This window comes from Streptomyces sp. NPDC059582 (genome assembly GCF_042735715.1).
In the GTDB taxonomy this organism is placed as follows: domain Bacteria; phylum Actinomycetota; class Actinomycetes; order Streptomycetales; family Streptomycetaceae; genus Streptomyces.
On record NZ_JBHWCC010000006.1, the window covers coordinates 38948 to 56211 of the forward strand.

Below are 17264 nucleotides of genomic sequence, written 5' to 3' on the forward strand. Positions count from 1 at the left end.
GGCGAAGTTGGGCTTCGCGAGAGTCTTGCCTGATCCGCCGTGCCGCACATCGCCCCATTGGGATGACACGCCCACCGGCGGGCAACATCTCCCGGACGAAACCGCGGCCCTGCGAGTGCCACGGACTGACCTGCGCCTTCCGCGGGCACGGCACCGCCAACGGTGCTGCGAGGCGTCCGGGAGCGAAGCCGGTCGACGTAGCGCGCCGCGTCGGCGTCTCAACCGGAACCGTCTCCAAGGTTCTCAACCTCTCGGACGTTGTGGCGGAGCCGACTCGGCTGATGGTGCTGCGGGCCATCACCGATCTCGGGTACGCCCGTGACGCAGCATCGGGGGATTGGCGCACGCTGGCGCCGCTCCGGCTTCGCCACCTGGCTGTTTCAACCCGCCGCCACGGGGCGGTATCCAAGGCGTGGCGGTCAGGAGGAGCGCCCGGTGCCAGTGGTCGGAGCCTGAAGCGCAAATCAGGCCCGGTGCTGATCTCTCAGCACCGGGCCTGACCTGGTGTCTGGCTGTCGGGGTGGCGGGATTTGAACCCACGACCTTTTTGACCCGTCTTGATCCGGGGCCGTCCGCCAGTGTCTGACGGCTGACTTGGAGGCCTGGTCAGCGGGCCTGTCCGACCTCGACGGATGCAAGCGGACGGCCCCGGACTGAGCGGCGATTGAGACCACCAATGAGACCAGGACCTCTCCGTCCCGAACGCGATCTGTACCTTTGTGACCTTGGCTCGGGGTTACTGACCTGCTCGTGCGCCTCCGGCGCAGTCCAGCGCGAAGCCCCAGCCTCCGACGTGTGTGCTGGGGCTTCCGCAGGTGTGGCAGAGCGAGGCGTCACAGGCTCAAGGCGCGTTGACCCCGAAGTCCTGAGTGGTGGTGTTGCTGGCACCAGGGCTCTTGATGTTGTTGTTGATGCTGATGTTGTTGAACATCGGGATGACGCCGTTGAGATTGACCGGCAAGATCGAGCCCCCGCCGCCGTTGCCACCGTTGCAGGTACCGCCGGTGACTGTCGTCGGGTCGTTGTCGGAGGCCGAGGGGCTTCCGCCGCCCGAGACGCTGGCCGTGTTCGTGAACGTGCATGCTGCGGCTGTGGTGACGTTGGTCGCAACGGTGATCGTGGGGTAGCTGGCGCCTGCCGCAAGCGCGTCGGTGCGCGTACAGGTGACGGTCTGCCCTGAAACACTGCAGTCCCAGCCGGTCCCGGACGCTCCCGTGGGCGTGACGCCGGCAGGCAGGGTGTCCGTCACGGTGACGGTGCCGGTGGTCGGCCCGGCGGTGGCGGCGTTGGACACATCGATCGTGTAGGCGCCAGTCCCGCCCTGGGTGAAGCTGCCCGTGTGGGACTTGTTGATGGAAAGGGCCGGGTCCCCAGCGGGGTTGCAGCCCTCGCCGGTGATGGTGGTCGGATCGTCCGCCTCGTCGCTGGCGCCCAAAAGGTCAAAAGTGACGGCCGTGTTCGTGACGCTGCAGGGAGCAGTGGCGGAGACGTCGACGGTCACCTCGACCGTGAAACTCCCGCTGACAGGAAGGCCGTTGTCAGCGGTGCACCTGAGATTCTGGCGGCCATCCGGGACTTGTTCAAGCACACAGCGAACATCGGTGTCCCCGGAGACCTCCCACTGCCCTTCAGCTGTTGTTAGCCCCGCCGGCAACGTGTCGCCCATGATCACCGAACCACTGGACTCGTTGCCGGTATTGGTGACCGTGATCGTGTAGACCCCCTGCCCGCCTCGGGGAAAGTCGCCCTCGTGGAACTTGGCGATGCTCAGCACCGCCTGAGCGAAAGCGGGCGTCACCCCTGCGGTGAACGGCAGCGCGACGCCTAGCCCCAGCACCATCGCGATGGCGGCCAAGCGCCGCCGCAACCCGTGCATTGTCATATCCGGCACTCCTGTCCACGACGTTCCGTCGCAAGCGGGCCCCCGGGCGAGCGCGGAAGCCGATCGTGGGCAATGTACTGACCGAAAATTCCTCATCTATCGACAAATAGGGGGTGAAATGCCAACTTCACTCGATCGCCTGCGGAGTCTCAATGCCTGCCCACGGCCAAGGATTGATTCGGGAGAGCAAGCACGTCTGACGCCCTCTGCACAAGCCATCCGGATCGACGGTGCGACGGCGCCTCTGCGCAGATACGTCCCGCGGGAATTCGGTGACGAGACTCCGAGCTTGACCTGTGGTGCGGCGTTCCAAAGGTGACGGCTGTGCGGCCGAAGGGCGACGCCGAAGGCGTCCTTTCAGCTCTTCCTTCACCGTCCTCACCGAGGACGAAGCCAGCACCGCACCCGGCTACGGCCCGATCGCCAGGCTGACCGTGCAGACCGCCGCCCACCGCCTGCCGCCCGCGACATCGACCTGCGCCTGCGGCCGGAACCTGAGCGCCCGAGGCCGAGCCGACGTGCTCGACCTCATCGCCGCCCACGAATACCACCGCACCGCGTGCCCGCGGCGCACCTCACAGGAAGGGAGGATGCCGCGTGACCAGCACTAACACGCCCGCCGGGCCCATCGACGGCGCCGCACTGCTCGACGAGGTCGAAGCGTTCCACCGCCGCTTCAACGTCTTCCCCACCGAACACGCCTACGTCGCGGTCGCTCTGTGGGACGCGCACGCCCACCTGATCGATGCGTTCGTCGGTCACTCCCCAGAGGTCCCACGAAACAAGTCAGGGCCGTTCTCCGATGAAGGAGGAACGGCCCTGACCTGGTGTTTCGGCTGTCGGGGTGGCGGGATTTGAACCCACGACCTCTTCGTCCCGAGTAAGGTCCGGGCTAGATCCGTACCTGACCTCGCTCGCGTTTGTGCAGTTCGGGCAGTTGGTATGGCTTGGTCTCAGTTAGTGCCGGGGAGGCGCCGGGAGAAGATCATCTCCCAGGTTTCTCCCAGCACCCTCGGAGCGGTCACGGGCCGGGAGCCAGCACCGGCGGGGAGGGCCGGTCACTGTCCCCGAGTCCTCACGGACGAACGCGGATGATTGTCTTCCCCTTGCGTCGCTCGGTCGGGTTGAGGGCGGCGACGGCATCGTCGAGGGTCGAGACGTCACCGATGTTCGTCCGCAGCCGTCCGTCCCGCACCCGCTGCACGATCTCACCCAGTTCGGCACGATCGGCCTCGACAACGAAGTCCACCGCCAGGCCCTCAGCGGGTCGCGCCTCGACCGGGCCGACGATGGATACCAGCGTTCCTCCAGCCTTGATCAGGGCAGCGGACCGCTTCTGAACGTCGCCACCGATGACATCGAAGACCAGATCGACGTCGCCGACGTCTTTCAGCGCGTCATTCTCAAGGTCGACGAACTCATGCGCGCCGAAGTCGAGTGCCTTCTCACGGTCGGCGGCGCGTCCGGTGCCGATGACGTAAGCGCCGGCCTCACGTGCGAGCTGGGACACCATCGTCCCGACTGCCCCGGCCGCACCATGGGCGAGGACGGTCTGGCCAGATTGAAGGCGGCCGTGCTGGAACAGCCCCTGCCACGCGGTCAGACCTGAGATTGGCAGGGACGCGCCTACTGTGAAGTCGACGTCGCCGGGTAGCGGTGCGAGGTTGCGTGCTTCGATCGCCACGTACTCCGCGAGGGTGCCGTCACGGTGCCAGTCGGCGAGGCCGAACACCCGCTGCCCGACCGACAGCCCCGTCGTGCCGTAGCCGAAGGCGGTGACCACTCCGGCCAGCTCGTGGCCGGGGATCGACGGTGTCTTGTCACGGCCGGCGCGATCGGCCCAGGTCGACGGCCACTCCATCTCGGTCGGTACGAAGCCCGACGCATGAATCTGAACGATGACGTCGTTGATCGATGCCTGCGGCTCGGGCCGCTCCACCAGCGTCATCCCGGCCGTTCCCGCAGCCTGATCCGTCACCACGATCGCTTTCATGAGAATGCCTCCTTGGTCATTTGTCTCTTTGGTGGAAACGTTGCAGGGATGGAATGCCCGTTCGACATCCCCTCGGCGGGGCTGATAGGACGCGGCCGGCCGATCTGGACAGCGTCGGCCGGACTGCTATTCGCTCGTCGTCATGTCTCCGACCTTAGGAGCAGAGCGGCCCAGGGGTATGGTCCATTTTCATGGTGAAACCTTGGGCCACTCTGGGATTCGATCTGCATGTCGAGCCGACCGGGCCGGGCCTGCGCAAGCCTGAGAAGGCGCGTACCGCCACCCCAGGGCCTCATCCTGATCAGGTCGATCTTCGCGGCCCAGGGCGCAGGACACAGATGGATGCCCTGCTCGTGTTCGCCGGCGCCAGCCCCTACTCGTCAGCGCTCGCCATGGTCGAGGATTTTTGACCTGGAGGTCCAATTGCATGTTAGGGTCGCCCGCATGACAAGGCCCAAGCAGTTCGACCCGGACGTCGCCGTGGAGCAGGCCATGGAGGTGTTCTGGCGGAAGGGTTATGCGTCCACCACACCCCAAGACCTGGTGGACGCCCTCGGGATCGGAAAAGGCAGCCTCTACAACGCCTTCGGCAGCAAACGCGGCCTATTCGAGCAGGCGCTCCGGCGCTATCGCGATCGGCAGACGAGCGTGCTGCTGCAGGCGCTCGAGGAACCCGGACCGGCGAAGGCGCGCCTGCGCAGGGCACTTGAGACCCTCGTGCGGACGGATCTGGCTGACCCCGACCGCCGCGGCTGCATGGCAGTGAACACGGCGGCGGTAGTGGCGCGGACCGATGAGGTGGCGACCGATCTCGTCCGCCGCGCCTTCGAGCGTAACGAGAGCGCCTTCCGTGCCGTGATCGAGGAGGGGCAGCGCTCGGGGGAGATCTCGCCCGAACGTGACCCCGCCGGCCTGGCCGCCATGCTGCAGAACACGGTGGTGGGGCTGCGGCTCGCGGTGCGCGTCGCCAATGATGCGGACCGGCCGGCTCGCATCATCGACGCGGTGATCGATTCCCTGTGACCGCCGGCCCCCCACTTTCGGGCTCTGACCCCTGACGTCAACCCACTGACCCCTGGCGTGCCCGCACCTGGGTTCCGTCTGCCCTTGTTTTGTACCTTGAGTTCAAGAACGGTGTTTCCGGTGCAACCTTTCCTTAATACCCGTGCCGCCTTCTGGACCGCGGGCGCCGTCGTCGCCCTCGCACTCTGGACCAGCGCGTGCCCCACCATGACCTATCCGCTCTACCAGGCCGACTGGCACGTCTCGACGACCACGGTGACCTGGATCTTCGCCGCGTATCCAATCGCGCTGATCCCCGTTCTGATCGTCTTCAGCGACCTGTCCGACCACATCGGGCGGCGGTCCGCCATGCTGCTCGGCCTGCTGGCCGAACTCGTCGGGGTGCTCCTCTTCGCATGCGCCGACGGCGTCCCCTGGCTCCTGGCCGGGCGGGCGTTCATGGGCCTCGGCGTCGGCCTGTCCCTGAGCCCCGCAAGCGTGGCCATGGTGGAGTTCAGCGCCCGGGGCAAGGAAGGACGCGCCGGATCGGTCGGCACGGCCGTCTCCTCGTCCGGTATCGCCCTGGCCATGCTGGTCGGCGGCGCCCTGACCCAGTACGCCCCCTTCCCACTGCACCTGAACTTCTTCGTCCTCGCCGCCGTGATCGCGGTCGTCGTCTGCTTCGTCGCAGGCATGCCGCACCACACCGCGAACGAGACGAGCACCCGGTGGCGTATGCGCGCGATCATCATCCCCCGGGGCAACCGCGGGGTCTTCGCCGCCGGCGCGTTCGCGTTCGCGTCGTCCTTCCTCCTCGGCGCCATCGTGCTGCCGCTCGGCGCGAAGATCGCCCACCAGCTGGCGGGTTCGACCAACGCCCTGGTCACCGGCGCGCTGCTGTCCGTGTTCGCGGCGTTCATCGCGGTCAGCGCCCTGCTGGCCCGGCGCCTGAGGCCGTGGACCCTGGTGACCGTCGGCGCAGCCGGGTCGGTTGCCGCGGTGTGGCTCTTCGTCGTCACCAGCGCCACCCACTCGATGGCGGTCTTCCTCCTCGCCTCGGCGTGCGCGGGCGCGGCCTACGCCTTCGACTTTGCCGGCGGACTGACCGTCCTCAACACCTACGCGGCGCCGCACCACCGCGCGAGCATGGTGTCCGGCGGCTACCTCGCCGGCTATCTCGCCCAAGGTGTCGGGGCGCCCGTACTCGGCTGGGTCGTCACCGCGCACGGACTGCCGACGGGTCTGCTCACCGGCGCCGCGTCCTTCAGCATCTTCTTCGGCGCGGCGCTCCTCATGGGTCTGGTAATGCTGTCGCGCACGCGGCGTCCCGGATTCCGGGTGGCTGACGGCGTCGCGGCCCGTTCAGCCCCCGCCGCGCAGCGTGCCGCGGACGGCGTCCACGAAACCGTTGACCGTAAGTGAGCATTCAGCGCTGTCGGAATCGCTCCAGGCTGGCGCCCACGACCCCGGAAAAGTCGACCTTGATGGGTTTGGCTATTTGTCCGTGGAGAGAGGCGGCATGTTGCCAGGCGGAGCCGAACGGTACCCGTGTTGCTCAACCCACCACCTTCCCCAGCTCCCATCCCGTCTGCCGTCGGTCCACACACCGTGGAGCGGGCGTGGTTCATCGCGTCCGGGTGGAGCGCGCCACTGTACGAACGACTGTGAGGATTGGTCGTGGCATCGCTCGGCGGTCTGACCCACCGAACGATTGACGCTTCGGGCTGGAGGAGCACGGGCTCGTCTTCTCCTCGGCCGTCGGCAGGCCGCTCGACGCGGCCAACGTCCGCCGTGCCTTCCGCCAGGCGCTCAAGGACGTCGACGGCATCGATGCCGGCGAGTGGACACCGCGGGAGCTCCGGCACAGCTTCGTCTCACTGCTGTCGGACCGGGGCGTCCCACTGGAGGAGATCTCCCGGCTCGTCGGGCACTCAGGGACGGCTGTGACCGAGGAGGTCTACCAGAAGCAGATCCGGCCCGTGATCCAGACCGGTGCCGTGGTCATGGACGGGATCTTTGGAGCCCAGGAACGGCGGCCGTAGACACGCGGAAAGCGATAGTCACGCAGATAGACACGCAGCCAAAAACAGGTGAGGCACCTAGGAACATTCCTAGGTGCCTCACCTGGTGTTTCGGCTGTCGGGGTGGCGGGATTTGAACCCACGACCTCTTCGTCCCGAACGCGATTAAGAGGGGACGAACCTCCGGGTGCATGTCACTGACCGGCACCTTCGGCTCTGGGTCTGTCCGTTACCGTCCAAGAGCGTCTGACGCCGGCCGTGACGTTTGGCCCCCTGTTTGGCCCCCCATGGAAGCTACGTCTTCGCTGGTCAGCCCCCGACATGGTCAGAGGAACGTCATCGGTCCCTCAACAGCTCCTCGTACGCAGCCTGTGCCCTGGCGTCAAGCTCGTCCTCGATTGACTTCACGACCTTGAGGGCTTCCTTGTCCAGCTGATGCGGATCTAGGATCTCGAAGAGCGTCCTGCCGCCAAGTGACAGGCTCAGCATCTTGTCGGGGAAGTCGCGGAGCGCCCTTCCCTGGGGTCCCTTGGCGGAGGGAGGCGTGGCGGCATCCTCATCCAGGCGAGCTTCGTTGAGGTGCTCCAGTGCGTCACGGGCGAGTTTGAGATTCTGGTTCTCCGAGGGCGCTGGTTCTCCCCGCTCCTCCGCAAGACGCCTACGCCATTGCTGCAGTTGATAGGCGGACCACACGAGCGTGTGCTCCTCAGCCCACCAGACACGGTAGTTGGCTGCGAGTTGGTGCTCGTTAGGGCTCCAGTCTTCATTGCGGTCGTAGTTGCGAGAGTCCAACACGGCCTTCTTGCGGATGGCTCGCGTGCGCTCAGCTTGCCGCATGACAGCCTCGGCCCAGACCTGCACGAAGTGCTTGGCGATCTCTTCTGCCTCGCTCGGCTCGAACGGGTTCGCATCCATGGTGGCGAGGCTAGTTGCTCAGGCCCGCTGCCCTGACGCGGTCGCTTTGATCGTCGGAGCAGCAATGACACGACCTCGGCCCCTTCAAGGTTCGACGAGAGCGCTCAACCTTCAGTGCGGTAGGACACTGGCGTCGTGTGGCATCGGACGGTAGGTTTCCTACGTAATAGCTCATGTGTTCGGTTTGTTAGCGAGCATGCATGCGCGCCCCTGGTTTACTTTCACGCACGGATTACTGGAATGAGGTACAGTCATGCGTCATGAGCGAGCAGCAGGATGCGCTTGAGGACCTTGGGTCCAGTGGTGTGCTCTCCGGCCTTACTTGGGCTGGTGTGTCGGCTTACCGGCGCACGATGGAGGACTACGACCCCGATACGGGGCATGATCAGGCGTGGATCGGAGGGACTGCTCACCGACTCCTCTGTGATCGCCTGAACCGGGTGTTCTCCACCGGCAAGCACGCCGTGGACTCGCCTCAGTCTGCTTCCGCAGGCATGGATGCCGTGGCGGCTGGCTTGCTCCCTGGCGAGCACCGCAAGATGCCAATCATTGCTCCAGGGGTGGTCACGCGGTCGGACCTCAACAAGTCGCCGGGTTGGCAGCATGGAAGGTGGCGCTTCCTCCTGACCTCGTTCGTCTATGGAGAGAGCAATCGCATCCCATGGTGGCGAAAGAGCCCCACCAAGCAGAGTGTTGCAGCCCAGCTCAAGCCCGAGGGGTTCGTTGAGTGCCGGCAGGCCACGCTCGACGAGGCGCTTGAGCCGTCACTTGCGGCCGCCGTTCAGTCGGTGCGCAAGTACGACGAGTCTGAGGTGATAACGCTCATCGTCGCCCACAGCGTTGAGCGCGAGCTTAGTATCCGAGAACTTTACCTGGGGCGCTCTCGTTTGAACCGTGGGGGAGGAGAAGCTTGGTACTGGAAGCATGATCTACTTGCTACCGACTTCGGAACTCCCGGTACGAGGCCAATTCCTGCCTCTCCCGGCCCCCGCCCCGGATCCTCCAGCGTGCAGGACGCTCCTGTTCGTCTCCGTCGCGAGGCGGGGGAGGGGAACAACAAGCAATGAAACGAGTGGATGGTCATGGAGTACTTGCGCCGCACCGAAGTGCAGGTGGGTGACGCCTCTCGCCTCTTTGACGGACGACGTTTGACGTTGGCGCGGCAGTTGGTCGGTCTTCGAAAGAACGCTCTTGCGACGAAAATCGACAAAAGCCCAACTGCCGTCGCAGCGTACGAAAACAACACGAAGCGGCCAGCTCCGGGGACGGTTGCTCAGTTGTGCCTCACACTTGGCGTAGATCCGGGTTTCTTCCTCCCTGGGCCTAATCAGCCTGCGGTCAACAATTCTGTTCCGCATTTTAGATCTCTGCGTTCTACGACACAGCTAGCGCGTGACCAGGCTTTTGCCTACGGAATGATTGCTGGGGACGTCGGTGCTGCTCTTGAGCGGCATGTCGAGTTTCCTGAACCGAACGTTCCCAGGCTGAGTGTAGATGTCGATGACGAAATGAGCGCCGTTCCCGAAGAGGCTGCCGGACTCCTGCGCAAGCACTGGGACATCGCGGATGGCCCACTTGGTCACCTGGTCCGTCTCGCGGAGAACAACGGTGTCGTGGTGGTGTTCAGCCCAGCGCAGACCGCCGATGTTGACGCTTACTCATTCGATGGCGGGTACAGGCCGACGATAGTGCTGAATCCCGCCAAGGAAGATTACTATCGTCAACGGTTTGATGTCGCTCATGAACTTGGCCACCTGGTAATGCACCTAGATGCAGAACCGGGAAGCAAAGTCGTGGAGAATCAAGCACATCGGTTCGCGGCTGAACTCCTCCTTCCAGAGGGTGAATTGCGAGACCTGCTACCCAGCAAGGCGGACTGGAGGGTTCTCGCGACCTTGAAGGAGGCCTATGGTGTGAGTCTTCAAGCTCTGCTTTATCGATCTAGAGCGCTCGGCGTCATGAGTGATGTGACTTACCGCAATGCGATCGCCTATCTGTCCTCCAAAGGATGGCGGAGGCGCGAACCTGGTGAGATGCCAGCCGTGGAACAACCGTCGCTCTATCCGAGGGCTGTCGAGATCCTATCTGACGTTGGAGTGGATGAAGTTTCCTTGGCTAAGGAAGCTAGGGTGACGCCAGGACTTTTTCGTACTGTCACGGCGAGAGTGCCGGTACGCGAGGATCTTTTCTTTGATCCTCAAGCCGTTGAGAGTCAGCCATACCTAGAGGAAGATGTAATCCCATTGTTCCGTGGAAAGGAACAGCCCGGGGTCTAAAACCCCGGGCTGACGCTTGTTCGGTCTGAACCTCACCGGGGCATAAAGCCAGGCTTTTCCTTTGCCAACGAGTGGAGGCGGTTGAGGTAGTCCTGTGCCGACGGTTCTGCGGCGTAGCGGCGCCGCATCTCGGCAGCAAGTTCCCGGCTGGTCATGATGAGCGACGGGACCGATTGCCGGTCACCTTCGAGGGCCCGCTCCCCCATGATGAGAGCTTGCTCCAAGTCGCCCTCACGCGCCGCAGTGACTCCGAGCGTGACCCGCGCTTCCGCGTTCCGCATCGGTGAGCGCTCGGTGCCGTCGAAATCCGTTCCCGCCCTCAGCACTTCGTCGGCGAGCGTGCGCGCAAGCTTGTCTTCGCCGACGAGGCGGTAGCAGTCCATCGCGTAGAAGTCGAACTTGGCGGGGTCCACCACAAAGTGGTTGTCGAGGTTCTCGGGGTACGGCATCCCTTCGAGCAACCGCCGCCCCTTGTCCAAGGCCACCTCGACTTGCCGGCGGTCCCCGATCCGAGCCCATGCCTTGGCCTCCTGTGCGGCAAGCTGCACGGCCACGCCGTGGTGCTGTGCCGCCTCGGCTCCGGCCTGCGCCGCCGCGATGACGCCGCGGTAGTCGCCGGTCGTGAGGGCGAACCATGCTCGCATCTCGTGTGCCCACCCGGCGACCTCCGCATGGTCAGCCTCGGTCGCGATTGAGAGCGCGGCCTGTCGCGTCGACTCGGCCGCGTGGCGGGCGCCCGTGTCGTACTCGACACAGCCGACCAGGAGCGCGAGCCAGCCGGACAGTGCGAGAACCTCGCGGTGCTGCGCGAGCGTGAGGCTCTTCGTGTGGAGTTCGACGACACGGCGCAGCCACTGCCGCCCCTCGATGAGAAGCTGCTCGCTCGGCATGAACGGGTACTCCGAGGCGAGTCGGTCCGCCGTAATTCGCAAGGCATCAAGCGTGGCGTTGTCGACGTCGGACCGGTTGAGACGGCTCACGATCTCCAGCGTTTCCATGCCGGACGCGGCCAAAATCTCCGTGTCCCCGTCTCGCCGGGCAGGCGCCGGGAAGAGCGCGTGCGTCACGGTGCCGAAGACGGCCGCGATGATCGGTTGGTAGAAGTCGTTCGGCATCTGGCCTGACTCCCAGCGCTTCCACTGGCGAATCATGCTTTCTTCCGCGGGCAGCTCTGTCGGAGCGTGCCCCCGCAGTGCCCTCACGGCGTCACGCTGCGACCAATCGCGGGCCGCTCGTTCGGCAGCGATGCGCTGCGCCCATGCGGGCCTGTCGTCGTTCATGCGCCCTCCTCCGAGTGCCTGCTCCGAGTCTCGCGCGTGAGGCGGGGTGACAGGGAAGGTGACAGGCGGGTGTCACCTGACATGTCCCCTCCTCCGATCTTCTGTCCCCTGGCTGTCACTTACCTCTCAACTCCCGTTCCGCGCATGCTGGTTGCAGATCAAGCACCACCCGGCACGGAGCGGCTTTCGAGCGCTTCGAGCCTGCCGCGAAGTTCCGAGACTTGGGAGGTGAGATGTTCGAGCTGACGCAGGACTTCGGGAAGGTCGACACCCGCGTTCGCTCCGCTGTCTTCGGTGGCCTCCTGCGGATCGCGGGCGTAGCTGCCGCGCGACGTGGTCAGGATGAGCCCGTCCTCGCGGAGGATCGCAAGGGCGCGCTGCACCGTCATTCCCGAGATCTTGAACCGTGTGGCCAAGTCTCGCACGGAGCCCACATGAGCCCCCGGCTTGATGTCGCCACGCAAGATCTCCTGCCGCAGGATGTCGGCCGCCTGCTCGGACTCCGGTCTGGGGTCGTCTTTCGAAATTTCAGCGCTCATCACGCCATCGAGCGTACCCACCCCTAGTACGACCTAGCACGAATCTTCGCGGCTCTCTTGCGCCGTCGTGCGTGCTAGTACATGCTGTCACGTATCAGCACGGCAAGCCCGAAAGGGCTTCGCCGGCTGTGTCTGCAAGTGCTTGACCTGCAAGACCGCACGACCAGGAGCCCCGCATCGGACGGGGGGAGGCGACCCGGCGCCTTGTCATTAACCGGAGGGCTTAGACCGAAAGGTCACGTCTCCATACGCCTACTTCGAGGCCGGACAGCTCTACCTGACACGGGAGCGCGGTCGCGATGAAGGAGACATTCCTCGACTTCCGTCGCACCTGGTGCGACGGCCGGTTGCCTCCCCTGCTCGTCTCGTACGAGCGGGGCTGAGGGGAGCCGGAACACCCATCCACTACCTCCTTGGAGGAGCCATGCGCCGGATTACGAACCCCAAGCACCCCAACGTCCACCAGGTCGGAACGGACGTCCTGTACGAGGGCGAACTGCACCGAATCACGGACGTTGGCGGCAGCTACTTCCAGCTCGTCCGCCTCCGTGACGGATACGGCAAGAACGTCAGGATCCGCGAGGTCAACGGCAAGTAGTCACTGCCCCGGTATCCCGCCGCGAGGGCGTCGGATCGAATCCGGCCCGGGGCGCTTTCCCCCGTCGCATCGCGGCGCGGGTTCTTCCGGAGCTGTCGCCGTCTCACCAAACGCCTGTGGCGCTCCGGCTTCCTGTCCCTCCCACTTCAGGAGCTGTCATGCGTACGTACATCGGTCGCCAACAGGCCATCTCTGCTGCGGACTTCGCGGAGCTGGCGCTCGGCACCCCGGTTGAGCTGTGGCTCGGGGTCGAGGGCGAGACGGACGAAGAGCGCGCGGCCCGCGAGGACGCGGCGCGCGACATCCTCGCCGACGACCCTGGCCTTCCCGATGACCTGATCCGCATCGCCGCGCAGGTCATCGAGGAGAACCCGGACCTGTTCGACGTCACGCCCCTTATTCGCCCCGCCCGGCGCCGCCGCGCGACACGCAAGGCGGTGGCGGCATGACCACCACCCCCGAGACGCCCATGTCTGGGGTGCCGCCGCTGACGAAGCCGGAGATGGGGCTTGCCGGAGTCGGTGCGCTCGCCGCGGCCGGAGTCGGCGCGCTCGGCCTCATCTCCTCCTTTGACGCCGTGTCCGCAGCCGCGCTGCGATGGGGCTTCGGCGAGCCGTGGATGCTGCCGGTCGGTATCGACGTGGCCATCCCGGTGTTCACCGTCGCCAACCTGCTGTTGATCCGGATGGACATGGCGCTGGCGTGGGTGCGGTTCGTGCCGTGGGCGCTCACCCTCATCACCTGCGGGCTGAACATCGCCGCCGGACAGGGCATGTGGGCCAAGGTCGCCCACGGCACGATGCCGCTGCTATGGGTGGTGTTCTCCGAGATCGGAGCGCACATCTACGCCGTGCGGATCGGCGCGGCCACTGGTCGGCGCATGGAGAAGATCCGGTTCTCTCGCTGGCTGCTTGCCTTCCCCTCCACCTTCGCCCTGTGGCGCCGCATGACGCTGTGGGAGGTCACCTCCTACTCCGAGGCACTGAAGCGGGAGAAGGAACGGCAGTTGGCCCGCGCGGACCTGCGCGAGCGCTACGGCCGCAAGTGGCGCTCGAAGACCCCGCGGCGCGAGCGCGTGATGCTGCGCATGGGCGAACTCGCCCCCACTACCGAGCAGGAGACACCCGCGCCGCCCCCGGTGGAAAATCCGCCGGCACGCCCGGCTGAGCCCAAGCCGCGTCCGCGTCGCCGGACGACCGCCAAAGCCAAGGGCAAGGCTCAGCGCACCTTCGAGGAGGCGCTGACCGAAGCGCGCACGGTCACCGCTGAGTGGACCGAGGCGGAACTGACCGCGGACCGTCTGCGCACCACGCTGCATGTCTCGCAGGCCAACGCCCGCAAGTTGCGGGAGCAGTTGAAGGGCGAGCGCGCCGACGGCCGTCCGCTGCACGCGGTCAACGAAAACGCCGTTACCGATTCGCGTCAGGATGACGCATCGGCTGAGGCTGCCTGATGTTCGCCAAGTGCTTCGACCCGACCGGCGCGAGGCACGGACTGCCCACCTACCCGTGGCGCTGTGCCCCCGACGGACTCGCCACCAAACGGCAGTTACGGGCCCGCGGCTTACGGCCCGGTGGGCAGTCCATCGCGGCGCAGATGATGCGCCCGCGCTACCGGCGCGGCCCACTGGTCGCCTACCTCTACCGCGTCGACCGCGCCAAGCCCGTCCGGCCGATGACGCCGGGCAAGTGGGCCGCGCTCGCCAAGGCGAACCGTGCCCGCCGCACGTGTCCCGCCTGCCGACAGGACGCCGGATACGTCATCCCCACGTCGCTCGGCATGTGCGTGCCCTGCGCCTACCCCGAGGAACAGCGCGCCGCCTGACCTGCTCATCACGATCCGGCGGGGTCCGTCCGCCCACCTCCTACAGCGACGGCCGGACCCCGCCTTTCCTCCTTGGAAGGGACTCTCAGTGAAGCACCCCGACGACGACAACGAACTGTTCAACCGACTCGAAGCGGAGATGAGCGCCGACTCCGGGGGCGAGGTAGTCGACCTCGACAAGGCGCGGTCGGCCCGTACCGAGTCGGCCGACCCGACCGCCCGACCCGACTCCGACCCGTCGGCCGACTCCGAGACCGGTCGGTCGGGTGCCGAGTCGGGCGACCCGACCGCGCGCGTGATGGTCGACCTGCCGACCCCGACGGCCACCGGTCCGGGCTACCTCGGTCGGCTGCTCGGTGCCCAGCGCCGTGCGGTCGTTCCCGTGTGGATGCGGTCGGTGGCGGAACTGCGGACTGCCACGGCGTGGGTGGCCCGTCACTACGCCCACGCCGCCGGGTATCACGCGCTGCGTGCCCCGGTCTACGCCGCCCGGCTCGCCCTGCAAGCCCCGACCGGCGCCGCCCGATTCGTGGGCGGCACGATGCGATGGGTGGCCGACCGTGAGGGCGAACCGGTCCGACTCGCCGCGGTCCGGCGTGAGGACGCCGCGGAGTACCTGAAGCTGTCGCGGCAGCGTGATGGACGGGTCCGACTGCGCACCCTCGTTGCCGTACTCGCCATGTTCGTCGGGCTCGGCTCCGCGCTCGCCATCTACGTGCTCGCCCCCGACTGGCTTCAGGCGGTGTCGGTGAGCGCGGTCGTGATGGCGCTCGGGTTCGCCGGACGCCGCGCGGATGCCCCGGTCATCCACCGCGCGGTGGAACTGCCCAAGGCGGTCAAGCTCACCAGTGACATCGTGCTGCGGGCGCTGGGTGCTCTCGGCATCCCCGCCATCAACCAGGCGCAGGCCAAGGGGCGCGACGGGTTCGAGTTCACCGCCCCGATCACCCGTGACGGCCCCGGATGGCGCGCGGAGGGCAACCTCCCGTACGGCGTCACGGTGACCGACGTCATCGAGCGTCGCGACCGGCTCGCCTCCGGCCTGCGGCGCCCGCTCGGGTGCGTGTGGCCCGAGGCGGTGCCGGATGAGCACACGGGCCACCTCGTGCTGTGGGTGGGGGATCAGGACATGTCCCGCGCCAAACAGCCCAAGTGGCCGCTTCTGAAGTCGGGTTCAGTGGACCTCTTCAAGCCGGTCGCCTACGGCACCGACCAGCGCGGACGCTGGGTCGAAGCGACGCTCATGTACATCGCGGGCGTCATCGGCGCCATCCCGCGCATGGGCAAGACCTTCCTGCTGCGCCTGCTGCTGCTCATCGCCGCGCTGGATCTACGGGCGGAGCTGCACACCTACGACATGAAGGGCACGGGCGACCTTGACCCGGTCGGCGACGCCGTCTCCCACCGCCACGCCGCGGGTGACGACGACGAGTCCATCGAGTACTGCCTGAACGACTTCCGGGCGCTGCGCGAGGAACTGCGCCGCCGCACCAAGGTGATCCGCTCGCTGCCGCGGGATGTCTGCCCGGAGTCGAAGGTGACCAGCGCTCTCGCCGACAAGCGCTCCCTGGGTCTGCACCCGATCGTGATCGGGGTGGATGAGTGCCAAGTGCTGTTCGAGCACCCCGAGCACGCCAAGGAGTTCGAGGAGATCGCAACCGATCTGGTCAAGCGCGGCCCGGCCACCGGCATCGTGCTACTGCTCGCCACCCAGCGCCCGGACGCCAAGGCGCTGCCCACTGGCATCAGCGCGAACGCGTCGGCCCGCTGGTGCCTGAAGGTCATGGGCCAGCTCGAAAACGACATGGTGCTCGGCACGTCCGCGTACAAGCGCGGGGTGCGGGCGACCATGTTCGCCTGGGGTGACAAGGGCATTCACTACTTCGTCGGTGAAGGCTCGGACGCCCGGATCGTGCGCTCCGTCTACGTCGACGGTCAGGGCGCCGACGCCATCGGCGCCCGCGCTCGCCGTCTGCGCGAGGAGGCGGGCACGCTGTCCGGTCACGCGCTCGGGGAGGCACCCGAGCCGGTCACCAGCGCGTATGACCTGCTGCGCGACATCCTCGCGGTTGTGCCGGCCGATGAGCCCAAGGTGTGGTCCGAGACCGTCGTTGCCCGGCTCGCAGAGTTGCGCGAGGAGGTCTACGACGGCTGGGACCCGGAGGGACTGGCCGCGGCCCTGAAGCCGCATGGCGTCTCCACGATCCAGGTGGGCCGCCGCGTGAAGGGCAAGGTCGTCAACCGGCGCGGCATCGACCGCTCCCACATCGTCGCTGCGATTGCGGAGCGTGACGGAAAGCGGGATGCGGGCTGAGGTTCCGGAGCCGCTAGCGCTAGCGGCATACCCCGCTAACGTTAGCGGCTCCGCTAGCGCCCCAAACCACCTCTGATCAGGCCGCTAGCGTATAGCGGCCCACCTGCGGAAACCCCTGAAACCCGCCTGGAAGGGCCCGTCATGACCCCTGTCCTGCTCGCTATCACCCTGATTCTCGACGTAACGCTGTGTTACGTCGCCGTGTGTGCTGCCTCGCCGTTCGGTAACTGCCGCAAGTGCAACGGCTGGGGCTTCGCGATGAAGACCGACCGCAAGGGCCGCATGAAGCGCGGCAAGGACTGCCGCCGCTGCAAGGCCACCGGCAAGCGCATACGCGTCGGCCGCTGGCTCTACAACCGCTGGGCCCGCATCTACCGCGCGGGCACCGACACCCCCTGACCGGAAGGCTCCCGATGATCCTGAACATCTCCGCCGTGCTGCTGTTCGGCGCCGCCTCCGCCCTTGCCGTCAAGACGAAGTCCGCCGGAGGGGGTTCGGCCATCGTGCTGTTCCTCTTCGGGTTCTTCGTCGCCGGGACCGGTGCGTACGAGCCCATCCACAACCTTGTGCAGGCGTCCGCCGACGCCCTGTCCGCCCTCGGGAACTGAAGGAGGCACGCC

Annotated in this window: 18 protein-coding genes and 2 pseudogenes; 15 read left to right on the forward strand and 5 right to left on the reverse strand. The window is 66.4% G+C overall.

Annotated elements, in window-relative coordinates; genetic code table 11:
- Window positions 1-62: 62 nt before the first annotated feature.
- The gene (locus ACFV0T_RS07825; RefSeq protein WP_385775623.1) at window positions 63-500 is read left to right on the forward strand and encodes a LacI family DNA-binding transcriptional regulator; all 438 of its coding nucleotides are present in this window, start codon (window positions 63-65) and stop codon (window positions 498-500) included.
- 341 nt (window positions 501-841) lie between these two features.
- Here ACFV0T_RS07825 and ACFV0T_RS07830 read toward each other — a convergent pair whose 3' ends face one another.
- Complete coding sequence (locus ACFV0T_RS07830; RefSeq protein WP_385775626.1) at window positions 842-1882, reverse strand: hypothetical protein; 1041 nt, start codon at window positions 1880-1882, stop codon at window positions 842-844.
- A gap of 597 nt (window positions 1883-2479) precedes the next feature.
- On the opposite strand from ACFV0T_RS07830, the pseudogene ACFV0T_RS07835 reads away from it, so the two are divergent.
- Window positions 2480-2635 (forward strand): annotated as a pseudogene (locus ACFV0T_RS07835) (DNA primase); the annotation flags it as partial.
- A gap of 322 nt (window positions 2636-2957) precedes the next feature.
- On the opposite strand, the gene ACFV0T_RS07840 reads toward ACFV0T_RS07835, so the two are convergent.
- Complete coding sequence (locus tag ACFV0T_RS07840; protein WP_385775629.1) at window positions 2958-3875, reverse strand: NADP-dependent oxidoreductase; 918 nt, start codon at window positions 3873-3875, stop codon at window positions 2958-2960.
- Between the two features lie 191 nt (window positions 3876-4066).
- Between ACFV0T_RS07840 and ACFV0T_RS07845 the strand changes: the two genes are divergently transcribed.
- The 4 genes and pseudogenes from ACFV0T_RS07845 to ACFV0T_RS07860 form a co-directional block, all read left to right on the forward strand.
- On the forward strand, window positions 4067-4285 hold the full coding sequence (locus tag ACFV0T_RS07845; protein ID WP_385775632.1) for a hypothetical protein: 219 nt from the start codon (window positions 4067-4069) through the stop codon (window positions 4283-4285).
- A 34-nt stretch (window positions 4286-4319) separates the two neighbouring features.
- A complete protein-coding gene (locus ACFV0T_RS07850) occupies window positions 4320-4898 on the forward strand; it encodes a TetR/AcrR family transcriptional regulator (protein ID WP_385775635.1) in 579 nt (192 codons plus the stop codon).
- Window positions 4899-5018: 120 nt separating this feature from the next.
- Window positions 5019-6299 (forward strand): MFS transporter, encoded by a 1281-nt coding sequence (locus ACFV0T_RS07855; protein ID WP_385775638.1) that lies wholly within the window; start codon window positions 5019-5021, stop codon window positions 6297-6299.
- A gap of 305 nt (window positions 6300-6604) precedes the next feature.
- Window positions 6605-6919, forward strand: a pseudogene (locus tag ACFV0T_RS07860) (tyrosine-type recombinase/integrase); the annotation flags it as partial.
- Between the two features lie 315 nt (window positions 6920-7234).
- On the opposite strand, the gene ACFV0T_RS07865 reads toward ACFV0T_RS07860, so the two are convergent.
- Complete coding sequence (locus ACFV0T_RS07865) at window positions 7235-7813, reverse strand: hypothetical protein (RefSeq protein WP_385775641.1); 579 nt, start codon at window positions 7811-7813, stop codon at window positions 7235-7237.
- Window positions 7814-8073: 260 nt separating this feature from the next.
- Here ACFV0T_RS07865 and ACFV0T_RS07870 point away from each other — a divergent pair, with 260 nt between their 5' ends.
- The gene (locus tag ACFV0T_RS07870) at window positions 8074-8880 is read left to right on the forward strand and encodes a hypothetical protein (protein WP_385775644.1); all 807 of its coding nucleotides are present in this window, start codon (window positions 8074-8076) and stop codon (window positions 8878-8880) included.
- Between the two features lie 15 nt (window positions 8881-8895).
- The gene (locus ACFV0T_RS07875) at window positions 8896-10089 is read left to right on the forward strand and encodes a helix-turn-helix domain-containing protein (RefSeq protein ID WP_385775646.1); all 1194 of its coding nucleotides are present in this window, start codon (window positions 8896-8898) and stop codon (window positions 10087-10089) included.
- Window positions 10090-10121: 32 nt separating this feature from the next.
- Here ACFV0T_RS07875 and ACFV0T_RS07880 read toward each other — a convergent pair whose 3' ends face one another.
- Together ACFV0T_RS07880 and ACFV0T_RS07885 are read right to left on the reverse strand one after the other, a co-directional pair.
- Complete coding sequence (locus tag ACFV0T_RS07880; RefSeq protein ID WP_385775648.1) at window positions 10122-11369, reverse strand: XRE family transcriptional regulator; 1248 nt, start codon at window positions 11367-11369, stop codon at window positions 10122-10124.
- A gap of 158 nt (window positions 11370-11527) precedes the next feature.
- Complete coding sequence (locus ACFV0T_RS07885; RefSeq protein ID WP_385775916.1) at window positions 11528-11908, reverse strand: GntR family transcriptional regulator; 381 nt, start codon at window positions 11906-11908, stop codon at window positions 11528-11530.
- Window positions 11909-12332: 424 nt separating this feature from the next.
- Between ACFV0T_RS07885 and ACFV0T_RS07890 the strand changes: the two genes are divergently transcribed.
- From ACFV0T_RS07890 to ACFV0T_RS07920, 7 genes are all read left to right on the forward strand, one after another.
- On the forward strand, window positions 12333-12506 hold the full coding sequence (locus ACFV0T_RS07890) for a hypothetical protein (RefSeq protein WP_385775650.1): 174 nt from the start codon (window positions 12333-12335) through the stop codon (window positions 12504-12506).
- 158 nt (window positions 12507-12664) lie between these two features.
- A complete protein-coding gene (locus ACFV0T_RS07895) occupies window positions 12665-12955 on the forward strand; it encodes a hypothetical protein (protein WP_385775652.1) in 291 nt (96 codons plus the stop codon).
- On the forward strand, window positions 12952-13959 hold the full coding sequence (locus tag ACFV0T_RS07900; protein ID WP_385775654.1) for a DUF2637 domain-containing protein: 1008 nt from the start codon (window positions 12952-12954) through the stop codon (window positions 13957-13959). Before ACFV0T_RS07895 ends, ACFV0T_RS07900 begins: the two co-directional genes overlap by 4 nt.
- On the forward strand, window positions 13959-14330 hold the full coding sequence (locus ACFV0T_RS07905) for an RRQRL motif-containing zinc-binding protein (RefSeq protein WP_385775656.1): 372 nt from the start codon (window positions 13959-13961) through the stop codon (window positions 14328-14330). Before ACFV0T_RS07900 ends, ACFV0T_RS07905 begins: the two co-directional genes overlap by 1 nt.
- A gap of 88 nt (window positions 14331-14418) precedes the next feature.
- Window positions 14419-16644 carry a cell division protein FtsK gene (locus ACFV0T_RS07910; protein WP_385775658.1) on the forward strand — a complete coding sequence of 742 codons (2226 nt, stop codon included), beginning with the start codon at window positions 14419-14421 and terminating at the stop codon, window positions 16642-16644.
- A gap of 141 nt (window positions 16645-16785) precedes the next feature.
- Window positions 16786-17043 (forward strand): hypothetical protein, encoded by a 258-nt coding sequence (locus ACFV0T_RS07915; RefSeq protein WP_028809111.1) that lies wholly within the window; start codon window positions 16786-16788, stop codon window positions 17041-17043.
- Between the two features lie 14 nt (window positions 17044-17057).
- Window positions 17058-17252, forward strand: coding sequence for a hypothetical protein (locus ACFV0T_RS07920; protein WP_020134511.1), 195 nt, complete (start codon window positions 17058-17060; stop codon window positions 17250-17252).
- Window positions 17253-17264: the final 12 nt, after the last annotated feature.